Genomic DNA, 17,090 nt, shown 5'->3' with positions numbered 1-17,090 from the left:
GACGGGACGGCTGCACGTTCAGATAAACTCGATCTTCGACACCGAATAATAACGGTCGCCGGCGGGCACCGAGACTTCGATGTCGTCACCCGATTTGCGCCCGATCAGCGCACGACCGAGCGGCGAATTATACGAAATGCGGCCCGCCTTGGCATCGGCCTCGGTTTCGCCGACGATCTGGTATTTGACCGGCTTGTCGTCATCGTCGAGCAACGTCACCGTCGCGCCGAAGACGATCTTGTCGCCCGACAGTTCCTTCGGATCGATGATCGTCGCGCGGCTGAGCTTCGACTCGATATCGACGATCATCGCCTCGATCTGGCCCTGACGTTCCTTTGCCGCGTGATATTCAGCGTTTTCGGACAGGTCGCCGTGCGCGCGCGCTTCCTCGATGGCGTCGATCACCTCGGGCCGCTCGGCTTTCAGCAGCACCAGCTGTTCGTTGAGCATCCGCTGCCCCTCGATCAGCATCGGCATCTTGTCTACCGTCGCCATCTTCGCAAAACCCCTCGGTCAAAACCCTGTTGAGACCCCGGTAACGCACCGGAGCCTGTCATCGTCGCATCTGTCGGGAGTCAGCTTGCGAGCCGAAGATGATAAGACTGAAGAGGCCGAACTTCAAGGTCGCTGTTTTGCAGTGCAGCAATCGCCTGTACTGCTGCGACAGACGCCGATGCCGTGGTGAACTGCGGCACCTTGTTCATCAGCCCTGCCCGGCGGATACTTTCGCTGTCTTTCAGCGACTGCCAGCCTTCGGTCGTGTTGAAGATCAGCGCGATATCGCCATCAACAACGCGATCGACGATGTGCGGGCGCCCCTGGGCGACCTTGTTGACGCGCTCGACCGTGACGCCCTCGCCCGCCAGATAGCGCGCGGTACCGTCGGTCGCGATCACGGTGAATCCGAGGGCCGCGAGTTGGCGTACCGCTGGCAGGACGACCGGCTTGTCGGTGTCCTTGACCGAAACGAACAGCTTGCCCGAGGCAGGCAGGATCGTGCCTGCCCCAAGCTGCGCCTTGGCAAAGGCACGCGCAAAATCGCTATCGATCCCCATGACTTCGCCGGTACTTTTCATTTCCGGTGAAAGAACTGGATCAACGCCCGGGAAGCGCGCGAACGGGAAGACGGCCTCCTTCACCGCGATATGCGGGATGTCGAGGTCGATCGGCGGCAGGTCCGCCAGCATCTCGCCCGCCATCACACGCGCCGCGATCTTGGCGATGGGCGCGCCGATTGCCTTGGCGACGAACGGCACCGTCCGCGACGCACGCGGGTTGACCTCGATGATATAGACTTCGCCGTCCTTGACCGCGAACTGCACATTCATCAGGCCGCGCACCGACAAGGCCGTCGCCAGTACTTCGGCCTGCCGCGCGATCTCGGCGACGATTTCGGGGGCGAGGCTGTACGGCGGCAGCGAGCACGCACTGTCGCCCGAATGGACGCCGGCCTCCTCGATATGCTGGAGGATACCGGCGACAACCACCTGTTTTCCATCGGCAATCGCATCGACATCGACTTCGACCGCGTCGCGCAGATAGCGGTCGATCAGCACCGGCGCATCGCCCGACACCTGCACGGCGGTCGCAATATAATGCTCGAGCTGCGCCTCGGTATCGACGATTTCCATCGCGCGACCGCCGAGCACGAAGCTGGGCCGCATCAGCACCGGGTAGCCAATGCGGGTTGCGACCGCGACCGCCTCGTCCCGGCTGCGCGCGATGCCGTTGTCGGGCTGTTTCAGCCCAAGCCGCGTGACCAGCGCCGCAAATTGCTCGCGGTCTTCGGCGAGATCGATGGCTTTGGGGCTGGTGCCGAGAATCGGAATCCCCGCCTCTTCCAGCGCCTTGGCGAGGTTGAGCGGCGTCTGCCCGCCGAACTGGACGATCACGCCCTTCAGCGTGCCGTTCTGCTGCTCGACGTGCAGGATTTCGAGGACGTCCTCAGCGGTCAACGGCTCGAAATACAGGCGGTCCGACGTATCATAATCGGTCGACACTGTCTCCGGGTTGCAGTTGACCATGATCGTCTCATAGCCCGCATCCGCCAGCGCAAAGCAGGCGTGGCAGCAGCAATAATCGAATTCGATCCCCTGCCCGATCCGGTTGGGTCCGCCGCCCAGAATGACGATCTTCTCGCGGTCGCTCGGCGCGGCTTCGCACTCCGGCGTGCCGAAACTCGGCGCTTCGTAAGTCGAATACATGTACGCGGTGGGCGCGGCGAATTCCGCCGCACAGGTGTCGATCCTCTTGAACACGGGGCGCACGCCCAGCCGGTGGCGCAGCGCGCGGACATCGGCCTCGCTCGCCCCGCCGGTCATCGCGCGCACTGCCTCGCCGATCAGGCCCGACGCGCGCCCGAAGGCCTGCCGCGTGCCCTCGCGCAGGCCCGATCCGCGCAGCGCGAGCCAGGCGAGACGCTTGTCGGAAAAGCCCATCGCTTTCAGCCGCCGCAGCCCGTCGGCATCCTGCGGCAGGCCGTTCGCAACGACCCCGTCCTCCGCCGCGACGATTTCGGCCAGCCGGTCGAGGAACCACGGGTCGAATTTCGACACCGCATGGATGTCCGCGACGCTCAGACCTTCGCGCAACGCCTGTGCTGCGACCAGCAGCCGGTCGGGCGTCGCGCGGCTCAGCGCGGCAATGATTTCGTCGCGCGGCGCACCGACCAGCGCATCGACCTGGTTGAAACCCGACAAACCAGTTTCGAGGCCCCGCAACGCCTTTTGCATCGACTCGTGAATATTCCGCCCGATGGCCATGACCTCGCCGACGCTCTTCATGGCGGTCGAGAGCAGCGGCTCCGCCCCCTTGAACTTCTCGAAGGCAAAGCGCGGGATTTTGGTCACGACATAATCGATGGTCGGTTCGAACGACGCGGGCGTCGCGCCGGTGATGTCGTTCATGATCTCGTCGAGCGTGTAACCGACCGCGAGCAGCGCCGCGACCTTGGCAATCGGGAACCCCGTCGCCTTCGACGCCAGCGCCGAGGACCGCGACACGCGCGGGTTCATTTCGATAACGATCAGGCGGCCGTCGGCGGGGTTTACCGCGAACTGCACGTTCGACCCACCGGTCTCGACCCCGATTTCACGCAGGCACGCGATGCTCGCGTTGCGCATGATCTGATATTCTTTGTCGGTCAGCGTCAGCGCGGGCGCGACGGTGATCGAATCGCCGGTATGGACGCCCATCGGGTCGATGTTTTCGATCGAACAGATGATGATAGCGTTGTCGTTTTTGTCGCGCACCACCTCCATCTCGTACTCTTTCCAGCCGAGCAGCGATTCCTCGATCAGCACCTCGGTGGTCGGCGACGCATCGAGCCCACCGCGCACGATCTCCTCGAACTCGGCACGGTTGTACGCAATGCCGCCGCCCGTCCCGCCCATGGTGAAGCTGGGGCGGATAACCGCGGGCAGCCCGGTGCGCTCGAGGATTTCCAGCGCCTCATCATATGTATGCGCGATGCCCGAGCGCGCGCTTTCGAGGCCGATCTTGGTCATCGCCTCGCGGAACTTCATCCGGTCCTCGGCCTTGTCGATGGCCTCGGCATCCGCACCGATCATCTCGACGCCGTATTTCGCCAGCGTGCCGTCGTTGAACAGCGCGAGCGCCGTGTTGAGCGCGGTCTGCCCGCCCATCGTGGGAAGGACGGCGTCAGGGCGTTCCTTTTCGATGATCTTGGCGACGATTTCGGGCGTGATCGGCTCGATATAGGTGGCGTCGGCCAGTTCGGGATCGGTCATGATCGTCGCCGGGTTCGAATTGACCAGGACGATACGATACCCCTCGGCCTTCAACGCCTTGACCGCCTGCGTGCCCGAATAATCGAACTCGCACGCCTGCCCGATGACGATGGGCCCGGCACCGATGATGAGGATGGATGAGATGTCAGTGCGTTTGGGCATTATTGCTTTTCAATCAGAGGAGCGACGAACAATGGCGACGGCGCCTTATCGTCCTTGAGGCAATTTAGTTGTGCCGACGTTGCAGATCTTGCAGGAGTAACCACAAAAAATGCCGCGTCTTGCACGATGACAATCGCGTCTCTGTCCTTGTTTGGCGACGGATGTCTGTGAGTGTAGGGTCCAAAAGTGACGCTTGTTCCACAATGCGCCGCTCGGGATGAAATAGCCTGCTGCCGACTGGAACACGTGTCGGATCGGGTATTACAAACTGTGACGAAGGCGTTGGCAGACAAAGTAAGGGCTAGCAAAGCAATCACTTTGCCATCTCCCCCACAAACCGTTCGAACAGGTAATGGCTGTCCTGCGGGCCGGGGCTGGCTTCGGGGTGGTATTGGACGCTGAATGCCGATGTGTCGGTCAGTTCGAAGCCGCAGTTGCTGCCGTCGAACAGCGACACATGCGTTTCGCGCGCGTTGGCGGGCAGGCTTTCGCGTTCGACCGCGAAGCCGTGGTTCATGCTGGTGATCTCGACGCGGCCGTCGGACAATCGCTTGACCGGGTGGTTCGCACCGCGGTGGCCCTGGTGCATCTTGGTCGTCCGCGCGCCCACCGCCAGCCCGAGCAGCTGATGGCCCAGACAAATGCCGAACAGTGGCTTGCCCGTATCGAGCCATTTGCGGATCACCGGCACGGCGTACTCGCCCGTCGCCGCAGGGTCGCCGGGGCCGTTCGACAGGAACAGCCCCTGCGGCTCATGCGCCATGATGTCGTCGAAACTCGCGGTCGCGGGGACGACGGTGACGTCGGCGCCCGCATCGACGAGGTTGCGGAGGATGTTGCGTTTCAGGCCATAATCGATGGCGATGACGCGCTTGCGCTGCGAGGAAGTTTCTTCGCCGAGCGCCAGCGAGGTGCCCGGCCGAGCGCCAGCGAGGTCAGCGCTGCCCGTGCTTCTCGCTGGCGCTCGAAGGAGCACCTCGCTGGCGCTCGGCGAAGCGTAACCGGAACCCAGCCGCCACAGCCCCTCGTCCCACTGGTACGTCTGCAACGTCGTCACCGGCTTGGCGAGGTCGGTGCCCTCCAGCCCCGGCCAGTCGCGCGCCAAGGCCACCAACTCGTCGACATCGAACGCGCCGTCCTTGCGATGCGCGATCACGGCGTTGGGCGGGCCGAGCTCGCGGATGCGCCGGGTCAGCGCGCGGGTATCGACGCCTGCCAGCCCGATACGCCCGTTGAGCTTCATCCACGCATCGAACCCGCCCGCCGCGCGCCAGTTCGACGGCGCGGTCACATCCTCGCGCACGATGCAACCGACCGCGTGGGGGTTGGTCGCCTCGATATCCTCCGGATTGACCCCGACATTGCCGATATGAGGAAAGGTAAAGGCGATGATCTGCGCCGCATAGGACGGATCGGTCATTACTTCCTGATAGCCGGTCATCGCGGTGTTGAAGCACACCTCGCCCACCGCGACGCCCTCTGCGCCGAAGCCGCGCCCGCGAATCGCGGTGCCATCGGCGAGCACCAATATGCCGGTCGCAGTTGTGGCTTCGGGCATGCGAAGAGGCACTCCGTTCGGGGTTGGTCCGGCGATGTCGCTAAGGGTCGGCGCGTAGGGCCGCATTGCGGTGCGGTCAACCGCTGCGTATAGGCCGCGGCCATGATCAGAGAAGAAATTCAGGCGGCCCAGACCGCATCGATGAAGGCCGGCGACAAGGACACGCTGGCGACCGTCCGGCTCATGCTCGCGGCGATCAAGAACCGCGACATCGAGATGCGGACCGGCAAAGGATCGGACGACGACGATGTGGTCGTGGTCGAAGTCCTTCAGAAAATGGTCAAGCAGCGCCGCGAATCGGTGCAGATGTTCACCGACGGCGGGCGGCAGGAACTCGCCGACAAGGAAAGCGCCGAGATCGCGGTGATCGAACGCTTCTTGCCGCAGCAGCTGAGCGAGGCCGAAACCACGCTCGCGATCGAGGCGATCAAGGCCGAGCTCGGCGCGTCGGGCCTGAAGGATATGGGCCGCGTGATGGCGGCACTGAAGGAACGCCACGCGAGCCAGCTCGACATGAGCAAGGCGAGCGCGCTGGTGAAGGGAGCGCTTTCTTAAACCCTCTCCACTTCGTGGAGAGGGCGATGCGAAGCATCGGGAGAGGCACGACCGCCTCCACATCATTCCTCTCCCGGCTGCGCTTCGCTCCGCCGCCCTCTCCACGAAGTGGAGAGGGTAAGCCTACCCCAGCCGTCCCTCGTGCAACCGCACCACCCGGTCCATCTTCGCCGCCAGCCGCTCGTTATGCGTCGCGACCAGCGCCGCCGCGCCTTCGCCACGTACCAGCCGCAGGAACTCCGCCAGCACCTTGTCCGCCGTCGCCTCGTCGAGGTTGCCGGTCGGCTCGTCCGCCAGGATCAGCGCGGGCGCATTGGCCAGCGCGCGGGCGACCGCGACGCGCTGTTGCTCGCCGCCCGACAATTGCGAGGGCTTGTGCGTCAGGCGTTCGGCAAGGCCCAGCGACCCGAGCAGCGACGCCGCGCGCGCCTCCGCCTCTTCGCGCATCTTTCCGCCGACCAGTTGCGGCAGCACGACATTTTCCGCTGCGGTGAAATCGGGCAGCAAATGGTGGAACTGGTAGACAAAGCCGACATTGTCGCGGCGCACGCGGGTACGCCCCTCATCGTCGAGCCGCGCGACTTCTTCGCCCGCGATACGGATGCTGCCGCCGAAACCGCCTTCGAGCAAGCCGACGGCCTGAAGCAAGGTCGACTTGCCGCTGCCCGACGGCCCGAGTAGCGCGACAATCTCGCCCTGCCCGACATGCAGGTCGACGCCGCGCAGGACGTGGATCGTCGTCGCACCCTGAATAAAATCGCGGGTCAGGGCTGAGACAGCGAGGACGTCCGTCATCGAACCCCTTCCACTTGTGGAAGGGGTGGCGCAGCGAAGCGCAGCCGGGAAAGGAACGATCCGGTCACAATCGAGCCTTTCCCGATGCTTCGCATCGCCCCTTCCACGATGTGGAAGGGGTTCATGAGCCTATTCATAGCGCAGCACCTGCACCGGATCGGTCCCCGCTGCCTTGGCCGCCGGATAGAGCGTGGCAAGGAAGCTAAATCCAAGCGCCATCACCACGATGATGGCGACTTCGACCGGATCGGTCTTCGACGGCAGCTCGGTGAGGAAGCGGATCGACGGATCCCACAGATTCTGCCCGGTCACGAACTGGACAAAATTCACGACGCTCTGGCGAAAGAACAGGAATACGAAACCGAGCGCCAGCCCGGCGACCGTGCCCAGCGTCCCGATCACCACACCGACCGACATGAAGATTCGCAAGATCGACCGGCGCGGCACCCCCATCGTCCGCATGATCGCAATGTCGCGCGTCTTGCCGCGCACCAGCATGATCAACGACGACAGGATGTTAAGGCCCGCCAGGATCATCAGGAACGACAACACCACGAACATGACGACCCGTTCGACCGCCAGCGCCTCGAACAGTGCGGCGTTCATCTGGCGCCAGTCGGTGACGACCGCGCGCTCGCCCACCTGCTTGGCCAGCGGGGCCAGGATTTGCTGGACGTTATCGGCGTCGGTCGTCTGCACCTCGACCATGCCGACCTGATCGCCGAGCAACAGCAATTGCTGCGCGTCGGGGATTGGCATCATTACGAACGCCTTGTCGTAATCGTACAGCCCGATTTCGAAGATCGCGGCCACGCGATAGCCGACGATGCGCGGGACGCTGCCGAACGGGGTCGTCTGGCCGTCGGGCGAGATCAGGCTGATCGTGCTGCCGACCTGCGCGCCGAGCATTTCCGCCAGCCGTGACCCGATGGCAATGTTGCCGCTGCCCACCGTCACATCGGCCATCCGCCCCGCCTTGACTTCGAAGGTCTTGTTGCCGCGCATGTCCTCCAGCCGCTCGCCGCGGACCAGCACGCCTTCGACCCGGCCGTTGAAGGTCGCCATCAGGGGTTGCTCGATCAGCGGGGTGGCCGAGGTCACCCCCGGCGTCTTGCGTGCCATTTCGGCGATTTCCTGCCACCCCGCGAGCCGCCCGCCATAGCCCTGCACCACGGCGTGACCGTTCAGCCCGATGGTCTTGTCGAACAGTTCGGCGCGGAACCCGTTCATCACGCTCATCACGATGACGAGCGCGGCAACGCCGAGTGCGACCGCGACCAGGCTGATCGACGCGACGATTGCGATAAACGCCTCGCTGCGCCCCGGCAGCAGATAGCGCCGCGCGATCATGGTTTCGTAGGGGGTGAGCAGCATCGCGGTTTCGCTTAGGGACGGACGACGGCACGGGCAAGCTTGCCGCAATCCCTAGCGGCACACCGGGTGTTGCGCGATTCACACAGGTGACGCCCAATCGTTGCGCCGACGCGCATCGGCGGATGACTTTGTAACAAGCTGTCCCTAGCACTTGAGTCCTGACACGACGGTTATGGCCGCGGTTCAGGGAAGTTTCGGTTCCGCACGCCCACAGGGGAGCGCGTCGAGCCGGAGCGAACACAGTCAAGGGGGCTGACGAGCAATCGTCACGCGGGTGCCCGGGTCGCAAGATCCGGGCATTCGGCGTTTGTGGGGCAGTGCCCTGCCCCTCTCCCCTTGCGGGAGAGGGCGACACGCCGAAGGCGGCGGGGTGAGGGGTATGGGCGCGTCTGCGCCCGAAAAGGACGACGCGCCTTTGGGCAGGAGGCGGCTTTTTTGGCAGCGGACGCTGCCAGCCCCCTCACCCCGCCGCGCTGCGCGCGTGTCGCCCTCTCCCGCAAGGGGAGAGGGGTTAAGCGAGCACCATCCTCAACACCACCCCGCCCGCCGCAGCGACCGCCAGCGTTTCGAACACACTGCGCTTGAGCACGAACAGCCACAGCACCGCCAGTACCGACAATCCCGCCGCCATCGGATCGATGCTGGCGGGGACCGGCGCATCGAACGTCAGCGGCCCTGCGCGTACCGTCTGCACCCGCGCAAACAGGAAATGCAGCGCGAACCATATCGCGAGATTGAGGATCACCCCCACCACCGCCGCCGTGATTGCGCCCAGCGCGGAGGCGAGCGCTGTGTTCCCGCGAAGCCGCTCGATGAAGGGGGCGCCTGCAAAAATCCAGACGAAGCACGGCAGGAAGGTGACCCAGGTGGTGACCACCGCGCCGAGCGTGCCTGCGAGCAGCGGCGGCAGACCCGTCGAGGCACGGAACGCGCCCAGAAAACCGACGAACTGCGTGACCATGATCAGCGGCCCCGGCGTGGTCTCCGCCAGCCCCAGCCCGTCGAGCATCTCGCGCGCGCTCAACCAGCCGTAATGATCGACACCTTGCTGCGCGACATAGGCGAGCACCGCATAGGCACCGCCGAACGTCACCACTGCCATGCGGCTGAAAAAAGTCGCAATGTCGGTCCACACGCTTTGCGGTGCGAACAGCGCCAGTGCCGCAACGGGCAGCAGCCACAGCGCCGCCAGGACCAGCGCCGCATTGCGGGTGCGCGAGGGCGGATGCAGCACCGGCCCGTCGCCCAGCGCCGAATCGGCATCGGCCAGCCCTGCCCCCGACCCGCCATGCCCGTCGCCCGAAAAAGCGTGGCTCCCGCGCCGTCCGGCAATCCAGCCGATCGTGCCCGCCACGACAACGATCAGCGGGAACGGCGCGGCAAGGAAGAAGATCGCGACGAAGGCTGCGGCGGCGAGCGCGCGGCTCTCGACCGACTTGAGCGCCCTGCCCCCGATCCGCACCACCGCCTGCACGACGATGGCGAGAACGGCAGCCTTCAATCCGAAAAACAGCGCTTCGATGGGGCCGACATTGCCGTAGAGGACATAGATCCACGACAGCGCGAGGATTGCCACTGCCCCCGGCAGCACGAACAGCAATCCGGCGATCAGTCCCCCGCGCACGCCGTGGAGCAGCCAGCCGATATAGGTCGCGAGCTGCTGCGCCTCGGGCCCGGGCAGCAACATGCAGAAATTGAGCGCGTGGAGGAAGCGCCGCTCACCGATCCAGCGTTTTTCGTCGATAAGGATGCGGTGCATCACCGCGATCTGTCCGGCAGGCCCGCCAAAACTGAGCAGCGCGATCCGCCACCAGACCGAGGTCGCTTCGCGCAGGGTAATGCCATGCGTCATCGCGGCTTGCTCCCTTTCGCCACCGCAAGACTGTCGAGCAGCGCGTCGATCCGCCGGTCGAGATCGGCGCGCGCGGTCGGCCACGCATCGTTGACCGAAGGTACTGCCGACCAGTCGCGCAGCTTTGCCGAGCGATAGGCGGCGGGCAGCGGCGCGAACGTCACCACAATATCGGCACGGCGGGCGTCCTTCGGTTCGAGCACGGCAAATCCGTCGCGCCGCGTATCGATGGCCTCGGCATCGAGGCTCTGCCTGAGCGGCGGCGAGATATGGTCCTCGATGGCCTTCGATCCACGCGAGAAGGCGGTCACGGCAATCCCGCGCTCGCGGGCGCGCTTGCGGAACAACTCGCGGGCAATGGCGCTCTTGGCCGTGCCGAACTCACAGACGAACAGCACGGTCGGCGCATTGGCGGCTGCGAGCAGCGGCGCAGCCATCCCGACAGCCGCAACCGCCGCCATCCCGCTGAGCAGGGTCCGTCGCCGCATTATGCCCGTGCCTCGGCATAACGGCGGTCGACCGTTTCCCAGTTCACATTGGCCATAAAAGCATCGACATATTTCGCCGCCGCCGCGCCGTAATCGATGGCAAAGCTGTGTTCGTACATGTCGAGCGCGAGCAGCGGAACGCTCGCCGCTGCGCTGTGCATGTGATCGGGCGCCCAATGATTCTCGAGCGTCCCGAAATGCGGGTTCCAGCCGAGAATGCACCAGCCCGACCCGCCCGCCAGCGCCATGGCGGTGCGGCGGAAATCTGCTTCCCATGCGGCGAACGACCCGAACGCACTCGCAAGCGCCACGGCGATGCCCCCGCCCGCTTTGCCGTCGCCGCCCAGTCCCGCGAAATAGAGTTCGTGAAGGACGACGCTGTTGGTGCGGTTCAGATATTCGCGCTTCAGCCCGCCATGGACGATGGGCGGCAGGCTCGTGTCGGCCAGCGCCGCTTTCAGCCGCCCCGCGATCATGTTGAGCGCCTTCACCGAGCCCATATAGTTGTTGTCCCAATGCGAGCGGATCAGGCGTTCGGACAAGCCAGTCAGCTTGGCCGGATCGACCGGCAGCGGTGGCGGGACGTAATCTTCACGGAACGCGCGGGGCGCGGCCGCCACACCTTTCGTCGCAGCCAAGCTCGGCGCGGCGAGGCCCGCCGCACCCAGAACGATTGCAGATCGCCGGTCGATATCGTTCATATTCAGCCTTCCTGTCGGCTTCGAGCGGAGGAAGGCTTGCGGCACGCGCAGCTTCCCACCCCCGGAACCGGAGACGGGGCAGCGCTTGGGCGGAACATCCACCTTGAAACGTCGGGCGACTGCCGTAGGCCCGATGAGAAAGAGCTATGCTGCCAGATCGGCCGCGTCAACGCCGGCTAGAACTTCTTCGCCACTGTCACCCCGAACGTGCGCGGATCGCCCAGTTGCCCGACGACCAGTCCGTTGTTCCCCGGCTGGTTCGACAGGAATTCGAAATAGTGCGTGTCGAACGCATTCTTCACCCAGGCGAACACGTCCAGATTGCTGTCGTCGCGGTATCCAGCGCGGAAATTGGCGATGCTGAAGCCATCGACCACGAAATACGGCGAAGGCGTCGCGTTCGAGGAATAGGACGAGCGATAGCTGGCATCGGCCCCGACATAGAATTGCCCGCCGTTCGGGCCTGCCGGGACATTGGCCTCGCCGCCCCAGGCCAGCGACCATTTCGAGACGCCGGGGAAGCGTGCGCCGCTGATGTCGATCGATTGCGCGGTGCCGCCTGTGTTCTCGGGGGCGACCGGCGCATCGGGGAAGCGAGTGAAGACGCCGTCGTTATAGGCGAAGTTCAGGTAAGCGGTGAACCGGTCGTTCGGGCGCAGGCTGAACTCGCCCTCCACCCCCTGAATGCGGACGTCCGCGTTGGCGAGATAGCCACGCACGATGCCAATCGCGCCGTTGCTGACGGTGGTCTGATAATCCTTGATGTCGGTGTGATAGGCCGTGAGGTTCGCGGTGATCTTGCGGTCCCAGAACTGTGCCTTCACCCCCCCTTCGAAATGGGTGACGCTCTCGGGTTTGACCTGCGCGAGCGCCAGCGCCGGGGTCACGCCATCGGCCAGCGCGGGCAGTCCGTTAAGGTTGAGTCCGCCCGATTTGAAGCTCTTCGAGGCAACCGCATAGAGCAGCACATCGGGCGCGACCCGCCACGATATGTTGATATCGCCCGACACGTTGAACGCCTTGTAGCTGGCGGTGTAGGATTGCGCGGGCAGCGAGGCGTTCTTCTGGGCCTGTTGCGCCGCCGTCGGATTGGCGATGCCGCCGCTCTGCGTGGCGTTGTAGGTCGCGTCCTTGGTATCGAAATTGAATCGGATACCGGGCTGGACGCGGATGCTCTCGGTCGCATTCCAGGTGAGCTGTCCATAGGCGGCAAGGCTGTTGTTGGCGTAGTAGATCGCGGCACGCTGGGTCAGCCCGTCGAGCACGGCGGGATTCGCGGTCGGGCCGTTGGTCCACTGGTTCGCCGCCGCCCCTTGCGCGGTCACGCTGTCGGTCGCGATGGTCTGGCGATAGCCGAAGATGCCGCCGGTGAAGTCGAGTTTGTTGTTGCCGCTGGTCGCGAAGCGAAACTCCTGCGTCAGCTGGCGCTGGTCGCTGTTGTTCTCCGACCGCGTGGTGATCGGCAGGCCGATAAAGTCGCGGTCGTTCTTGGGCCGCCACGTCCAGAACCGCCAGGCGGTGACCGAGGTGACGGTGTTATCGCCCGCCGCCCATTCGGCGATCAGCGACGCGCCGCCCTGGTCCTGGTTCGACTGCAGCGGCGCATCGACATCGGTGACGCGGTCGAACGGATCGGTCGTCGGCAGGCGATAGCCGAGCGTCGTCGCCAGCGCCCCGAACTGGCGGTTGGCGGCGCGCAAAGTCGGGAAGGTGCGGACGGCAACCTGGGTGTACCCGCGCGGACGCTGCTTGTTGTAATCGATGGCAAGCGTCAGGCTCAGGTCCTCAATCCCCTTGTACAGGAATGACGCGCGCAGCCCCAGATTGTCCTGCGAATTGGTCCATTCATTGGTGCGGACGTTGCGGACGGTGCCGCGCCGGGTCGACCCGACCACGGCGAAGCGCGCGGCAAGCGTATCGCTCAGGGGGCCGGACACGCTGCCCTTGCCCTGAAAGAAATCGTAATTGCCGCCGGTCAGCTCGACCCGTGCCTCGGGCGTAAAGCTGGGCGCGCGGGTACGGATGTTGATCGCGCCCGCCGTCGTGTTCTTGCCGTAGAGCGACCCCTGCGGCCCGCGCAGCACCTCGATCTGTTCGGTATCGATGAAATCGAGCGCGGAAGCCGCGGGGCGGCTGTAGTAGACCTGGTCGATGTACAGCCCGACCCCCTGCTCGATGCCATCGTTGGTGAGGCCGAGCGGCGCGCCGAGTCCGCGAATATTGATCGCCGAATTGCGCGGGTTCGACGCGTAATACTGGATCACCGGCTGGATCTGCGCGACGCGGGCGATGTTGTAAGCCCCGGTCGAGGTCAGTTGCTTCTCGCTGAACACGCTGACGGGCAGCGGTACATCCTGCAACGATTCCTCGCGGCGGCGCGCGGTAACGACAATCGCGTCGCCTGCCTGATCGGCGTCGGCTGCGGCAGCGGCAGCGGGCGGCAAATCCTGCGCGACGGCAGGCAATGGCAGGGCAAGCAAGGCAATCAACAGGGCGCGGCGCATCGACGACTCCTCATGGGGTAGGTCGATACTCCACTGAAACTATCGGAATTAGGAAACGAGCAAAACTTGTGGCGCTGAAAGCCGGAGCCGCATGACAGCGGTGTCGGTCAGACCAATCGGCTCTGTTTCACCGCTGCCTGAATGAAGCTCGCGAACAACGGATGCGGGTCGAAGGGTTTCGACTTCAGCTCGGGATGGAACTGCACGCCGACGAACCACGGATGGTCGGGCCGCTCGACGATTTCGGGGAGCATCCCGTCGGGCGACATGCCGCTGAAAACGAGGCCGCCCGCTTCCAGCCGTTCCTTGTACGCCGTGTTGACTTCCCAGCGGTGGCGGTGGCGTTCGCTGATCTCCGTGTCGCCGTACACGCCCGCGACCACACTATTGCCGCCGAGCTTGGCCCCGTACGCCCCGAGCCGCATCGTGCCGCCGAGATCGCCGCCCGATTCGCGCTTCTGCACGCCTTCGGCGCTCATCCACTCGGTGATGATGCCGACCACCGGTTCGTCGGTCGGGCCGAACTCGGTCGAGCTGGCCTTTGCAATACCGGCGACATTCCGCGCACCCTCGATGCACGCCATCTGCATCCCGAAACAGATACCGAAATAGGGGATTTCGCGCTCGCGGGCAAAGCGGACGCTGGCGATCTTCCCTTCCGCGCCGCGTTCACCAAAGGCGCCGGGGACGAGGATGGCGTGCAGCGGCTCCAGCCGCGCGGCGACGTCGCTGTCGGGCTGTTCGAACAGCTCGGCATCGATCCATTCGACCTTCACCTTGACCCGGTTGGCGATACCGCCGTGCACCAGTGCCTCGTTGAGCGACTTATACGCGTCGGGCAGGCCGACATATTTGCCGACGACGCCGACAGTGACTTCGCCCTCGGGGTTCGCCAGCCGGTCCTCGATTTCGGACCAGCGCGACAGATCGGGATCGGCGGTCGGCTCGATCCCGAAAGCGCGCAGCACTTCCTCGTCGAGGCCCTCGCGGTGGTATTGCAGCGGCACCGCATAGATCGTCTTGGCGTCGAGGGCGGAAATCACCGCTTCCTTGCGGACGTTGCAGAACAGCGCGATTTTGGCACGGTCGCTGTCGGGTAGCGGTTGTTCGCTGCGACACACCAGCACATCGGGCTGGACGCCAAGCGCCGCCAGTTCGCGAACGCTGTGCTGCGTCGGCTTGGTTTTCAGCTCGCCTGCCGCTGCGATATAGGGGACCAGCGTCAGGTGGACCGAGACGCTGTTTCCACGTCCGAGATCGTTGCGGAGTTGCCGGATCGCCTCGATGAAGGGCAGCGATTCGATATCGCCCACTGTCCCGCCGATCTCGCACAGTACGAAATCGACATCATCGGTTTCCGCGCGCGCAAACGCCTTGATCGCATCGGTGACGTGCGGGATCACCTGCACAGTTGCCCCCAGATAATCGCCGCGCCGCTCGCGCTGGATGATCTGCTGATAGATGCGACCGCTCGTCACATTGTCCGACTGGCGCGACGCGACGCCGGTGAAGCGCTCGTAATGGCCGAGGTCGAGATCGGTCTCCGCCCCGTCATCGGTCACATAGACTTCGCCGTGCTGGTACGGCGACATCGTGCCCGGATCGACGTTCAGATAAGGATCGAATTTCCGGATGCAGACACGGTAGCCGCGCGCTTGCAGGAGTGCCGCAAGCGATGCCGCCATCAGCCCTTTGCCAAGCGAGGAAACCACGCCGCCGGTGATAAAAATGAACCGCGCCATGGGAGGATGCGCTTAACCTGCCCGGCCCGCAAAGGGCAAGGCAGCGAATCCGCGCGGACCGAAATTAGTTGCTGTTGGCGGGCGGACCCTGGGTCGTCGGAGCGGGCGCGGTCGACGGGGCGGCTTTCGGAATCGACGGCGTCACGGTCGAAGTAACCGGCGGCGGCGTCACCGTGGCAGCGCGCGGTGTTTCGGTGCGTGCTGCGGGGCGCGTCGTGCGCTCGGGACGCGGCTCCACCTTGGGCTTCGCCGTCGCCATCGGTACCGCGACCGGCGCTGGCGCGGTCGTCAGCGGTGCAGGCGCAGTGGTCACCGGTGCCGGCGCACCCGCCACCGGGACAGTCGGTTCGGGCGCGGGTGCCGCGGGGGCTTGTGGCCGGGCCAGCGACGTATCGATGGTCGAGACCCCGGCACCCGTCCGCGTCGCAAGCACAGCGTGCAGGATCGACAGCCCGATAAACAGGGTTGCCAGGATCGTCGTCGCGCGCGTCAGGAAATCGGCGGCACCGCGCGCCGACATAAGGCCGGTCGGACTCCCGCCCATGCCAAGGCCACCGCCCTCCGACTGCTGCATCAGGATGACGCCGACAAGCAGTACGGCGACGATCGCCTGGACGACAAGGAGGAAGGTGAGCATGGGATGGTCTATTCTGAAACGGGAAAGAGGCGCGCAGATAGCGGCGTGGGACGGTTGTTACAACCGCCACCACCAATTCCTCCCCAGCGCAGCGCAGGGGAGGTGGCGCGACAGCGCCGGAGGGGCGCGAGCGGAGCGAGCGGCACTGTTGCGGCGGGGGCGTCCCGCCGCTGGACGCGGCGGCCCATCCGCCCTTCGGGCACCTCCCCTGCGCTACGCTGGGGAGGAGTATTATCTGACTGAGACCGCCTCGATAATCGGCACGAAATCCGCTGCGGTCAGGCTAGCCCCGCCGACCAGCGCGCCGTCGACATTGGCGACATGCAGCAGTTCCGCAGCATTCGACGGCTTGACCGACCCGCCATAGAGAATGCGGACGTCCGGCCCGACGACAGCACGGATCGCGGCATGCATCTCGGCAACGTCGGCGTTGGACGGGACAAGGCCTGTGCCGATGGCCCAGACGGGTTCATAAGCGATGGCAAGGTTGTCGCGCGACGCGGGCAGCGACCCCGCCAGTTGAGCCTCTACCACTTCCACGGCCTGCCCTGCTCGACGCTGTTCGACAGTCTCGCCTACGCACAAGATCGCTGTCATGCCCGCTCCGATCACCGCATCGGCCTTGGCCTTCACGTCGGCGTCGGTCTCAAAATTGTCCGCGCGCCGCTCGCTATGGCCGACAATGCAATATGCCGCCCCCGCCTCGACTAGCATCGCCGCCGACACACAGCCGGTGTGCGCGCCCTTTGCGGCGGCATGACAATCCTGCGCGCCGATAGCGACACCGCGTCCGGTTGCACGCGCAATTAGCGTAAACGGCGGGCAGATCGCCACATCGACGTCGCGCCCCTTGGCGGCTGCGGCAATAGTGTCGATCTCGGTCAGCACGGACAGGCTGCCGTGCATTTTCCAGTTTCCAGCGATCAGCTTGCGAAGTGTCATGCCGCGCCTCTATGGGGACATTTCCACGCGC

General features: G+C 65.0%; 12 protein-coding genes and 1 pseudogene. 1 reads left to right on the top strand and 12 read right to left on the bottom strand.

Going from position 1 to position 17,090, the window contains the following annotated elements; genetic code table 11:
• Nucleotides 1-18: 18 nt before the first annotated feature.
• From greA to carA, 3 genes are all read right to left on the bottom strand, one after another.
• Nucleotides 19-495, bottom strand: a complete 477-nt coding sequence (gene greA, locus M0209_RS03390) for a transcription elongation factor GreA (protein WP_258886896.1) — start codon at nt 493-495, stop codon at nt 19-21.
• 80 nt (nt 496-575) lie between these two features.
• Nucleotides 576-3,911, bottom strand: coding sequence for a carbamoyl-phosphate synthase large subunit (carB, locus tag M0209_RS03385; protein WP_258886895.1), 3,336 nt, complete (start codon nt 3,909-3,911; stop codon nt 576-578).
• Between the two features lie 313 nt (nt 3,912-4,224).
• Entirely contained in the window at nt 4,225-5,469 is a 1,245-nt protein-coding gene (carA, locus tag M0209_RS03380) for a glutamine-hydrolyzing carbamoyl-phosphate synthase small subunit (RefSeq protein WP_258886894.1), read from the bottom strand.
• A 102-nt stretch (nt 5,470-5,571) separates the two neighbouring features.
• Between carA and M0209_RS03375 the strand changes: the two genes are divergently transcribed.
• A complete protein-coding gene (locus tag M0209_RS03375; protein WP_258886893.1) occupies nt 5,572-6,024 on the top strand; it encodes a GatB/YqeY domain-containing protein in 453 nt (150 codons plus the stop codon).
• Nucleotides 6,025-6,147: 123 nt separating this feature from the next.
• On the opposite strand, the gene M0209_RS03370 is transcribed toward M0209_RS03375, so the two are convergent.
• From M0209_RS03370 to tpiA, 9 genes and pseudogenes are all read right to left on the bottom strand, one after another.
• Nucleotides 6,148-6,819 carry an ABC transporter ATP-binding protein gene (locus M0209_RS03370; protein ID WP_258886892.1) on the bottom strand — a complete coding sequence of 224 codons (672 nt, stop codon included), beginning with the start codon at nt 6,817-6,819 and terminating at the stop codon, nt 6,148-6,150.
• A 129-nt stretch (nt 6,820-6,948) separates the two neighbouring features.
• A complete protein-coding gene (locus tag M0209_RS03365; protein WP_258886891.1) occupies nt 6,949-8,193 on the bottom strand; it encodes a lipoprotein-releasing ABC transporter permease subunit in 1,245 nt (414 codons plus the stop codon).
• 511 nt (nt 8,194-8,704) lie between these two features.
• Entirely contained in the window at nt 8,705-10,045 is a 1,341-nt protein-coding gene (chrA, locus tag M0209_RS03360; protein ID WP_258886890.1) for a chromate efflux transporter, read from the bottom strand.
• Entirely contained in the window at nt 10,042-10,533 is a 492-nt protein-coding gene (locus tag M0209_RS03355; protein WP_258886889.1) for a hypothetical protein, read from the bottom strand. The genes chrA and M0209_RS03355 overlap by 4 nt, the downstream gene beginning before the upstream one ends.
• Nucleotides 10,533-11,234, bottom strand: coding sequence for a superoxide dismutase (locus tag M0209_RS03350; RefSeq protein WP_258886888.1), 702 nt, complete (start codon nt 11,232-11,234; stop codon nt 10,533-10,535). The genes M0209_RS03355 and M0209_RS03350 overlap by 1 nt, the downstream gene beginning before the upstream one ends.
• A 176-nt stretch (nt 11,235-11,410) precedes the next feature.
• Nucleotides 11,411-13,738 carry a TonB-dependent receptor gene (locus M0209_RS03345; RefSeq protein ID WP_258886887.1) on the bottom strand — a complete coding sequence of 776 codons (2,328 nt, stop codon included), beginning with the start codon at nt 13,736-13,738 and terminating at the stop codon, nt 11,411-11,413.
• 107 nt (nt 13,739-13,845) lie between these two features.
• Complete coding sequence (locus M0209_RS03340) at nt 13,846-15,480, bottom strand: CTP synthase (protein ID WP_258886886.1); 1,635 nt, start codon at nt 15,478-15,480, stop codon at nt 13,846-13,848.
• Between the two features lie 277 nt (nt 15,481-15,757).
• Nucleotides 15,758-16,117 (bottom strand): annotated as a pseudogene (gene secG, locus M0209_RS03335) (preprotein translocase subunit SecG); the annotation flags it as partial.
• 231 nt (nt 16,118-16,348) lie between these two features.
• Nucleotides 16,349-17,059: a triose-phosphate isomerase gene (gene tpiA, locus M0209_RS03330; RefSeq protein ID WP_258886885.1), complete on the bottom strand. Its 711-nt coding sequence runs from the start codon at nt 17,057-17,059 to the stop codon at nt 16,349-16,351.
• Between the last annotated feature and the right edge of the window lie 31 nt (nt 17,060-17,090).

Origin of the sequence: Sphingomonas sp. SUN039 (assembly GCF_024758725.1) — a bacterium.
In the GTDB taxonomy this organism is placed as follows: domain Bacteria; phylum Pseudomonadota; class Alphaproteobacteria; order Sphingomonadales; family Sphingomonadaceae; genus Sphingomonas_O.
Note: the sequence above shows the minus strand (reverse complement) of the source record. Positions and strands in the feature narration are given on the sequence as shown.